Origin of the sequence: Polaribacter sp. Z014 (genome assembly GCF_023555435.1) — a bacterium.
Lineage (GTDB): Bacteria > Bacteroidota > Bacteroidia > Flavobacteriales > Flavobacteriaceae > Polaribacter.
This window is the reverse complement of record NZ_JALCZP010000071.1, coordinates 1-1,640: the sequence shown is the minus strand read 5'-3', so window position 1 is coordinate 1,640 and position 1,640 is coordinate 1. Positions and strand designations below refer to the sequence as shown.

The following is a 1,640-nucleotide window of genomic DNA, read 5'->3' as shown; positions in this document are numbered from 1 at the left end:
ATCAGGATAAACATCTAATTTTAACCAAAAAATTAACCGCTTAATTAATAATCGAAATTTAAAAGATTACTCTTGTTTTATAGGGGTCAAAACACCGAATAATCACGAGCACGAAAAATTTGAATTGTATTTCAAAAAGAGAGGAATATAATAATTAAGGAAAAATGCAGAAAAAAGTGAAATGGGAAAATATGAAACCAGTATTGTGAAAAAAAACTACTACTTGCAACACCGTGTATAAAAAATTGCTAAATTAGTGCTTAAATAAAAGTAGTTGCTTTTTTATAAACTTCTATTTTCCTTCGGAAAATAGCCGTTCATTTTAGTCGCAACTTTCAATACACAACAACGTTAGCCACAATATGAGAAAAATTTTAGTTTTAATATTATTGTTTAGTTTTAAAAATTTAATTTCTCAAGAAACAAAATGCTTGAATTCGGATTTTTATAATCCAAATTCTGAAATTGTTAGAATTAAAAATACTAGTGAATCAATTGAAAAAATCATTCAATCAAAATTAAGAATTGACTCTCTAAAATTATATATTCTAAAAAATACTTATGTGGAATTCCCTAAATGGTCCGGCTATAGGAGAAAAGGAATAGATTCTGGTTTTAAAATTATATTATTGAATAGTTCCACAAATGATTTTGAATTTTTAATAAAAGGAAATAAAATAGATATAAAAAGACAAGTATTTTATAAAAATGAATGGAAAAATCTTACTCCTTTAAAAAAATCAACAATTATGATCTGCGGAACTGGTTACTTTAAAAAAGGAATTATTAAAACAAAAGATTTTTTTACATTTTTAGCACCTTGTATAGAAGGAGAATTAAAAGTAAAGTCAAGATTTGTTTTTGGTAACACTATTTATTCAAACGAATTTGAAGGATTAATTGACGAAAGGTTTATTGAAAAATAATACTGTGGCTAACACCGTGTAAAAAAAATTACTAAATTAGTGCTTAATTAAAAGCAGTTGCATTTTTGCAAACAACAATTTTCCTACGGAAAATAGCCGTTCACAAAAATCGCAACTTTCATTACACAACAACGTTGCCCACAATTTACGAAATGAGCCGAATAAGAGACTTTTTAAACGAATTAGATGATTATGAATTAGCATATTTTGCAAAATTCAAACTTCTGACTTATATGAAAGTTACGCAATCTGGAATAAAAGAATATCTGGCTGAAAGAAATCTAAATGAATCGAAAATTGACAAACTAATTTCTGAAAATCCAAAGTCAAAATTGAACGATGGAAAAAAAAGATGTGAAAGATGTTATTCGGAAAAAATTCGGAGCAATAAAGTGGAATGGACAAATACTGGTGGCGGAATTGGAATTAAAGACGAAATTGCTACTTGGGATGCAATTGGAGGTCGTGTAACTTACAAAGATGAAGTGATTTGTAATGTTTGTGGATTTTGGTTGGAAGACCCAAATCAGGAAAAACCTTTACCAACTTCGAAAAAAATATTAAATGGAATATGGGAATTTATAATTGGAACATTGAGTCGCTAACAAAAAACTGTGGGCAACACCGTATAAACTTTATTGCTGGTTTTAGCTCACTTGGGAAATTCCTCCGGAATTTCGCCGTTCGTGTTTTATTTACTAAATTCACTGCTTA

The 1,640-nt window shown here is 28.3% G+C and carries 2 protein-coding genes; both read left to right on the top strand.

The window, feature by feature from the left end; translation table 11 throughout:
* Positions 1–362 precede the first annotated feature (362 nt).
* Positions 363–926 carry a hypothetical protein gene (locus MPF19_RS18930; RefSeq protein WP_249989836.1) on the top strand — a complete coding sequence of 188 codons (564 nt, stop codon included), beginning with the start codon at positions 363–365 and terminating at the stop codon, positions 924–926.
* 152 nt (positions 927–1,078) lie between these two features.
* Positions 1,079–1,531, top strand: a complete 453-nt coding sequence (locus MPF19_RS18925) for a hypothetical protein (protein ID WP_249989835.1) — start codon at positions 1,079–1,081, stop codon at positions 1,529–1,531.
* The last annotated feature ends 109 nt before the right edge of the window (positions 1,532–1,640 follow it).

Coding starts and splice junctions, on each gene's coding strand:
- MPF19_RS18930 (WP_249989836.1), top strand. CDS start 363: ATGAGAAAAATTTTAGTTTTAATATTATTGTTTAGTTTTAAAAATTTA.
- MPF19_RS18925 (WP_249989835.1), top strand. CDS start 1,079: ATGAGCCGAATAAGAGACTTTTTAAACGAATTAGATGATTATGAATTA.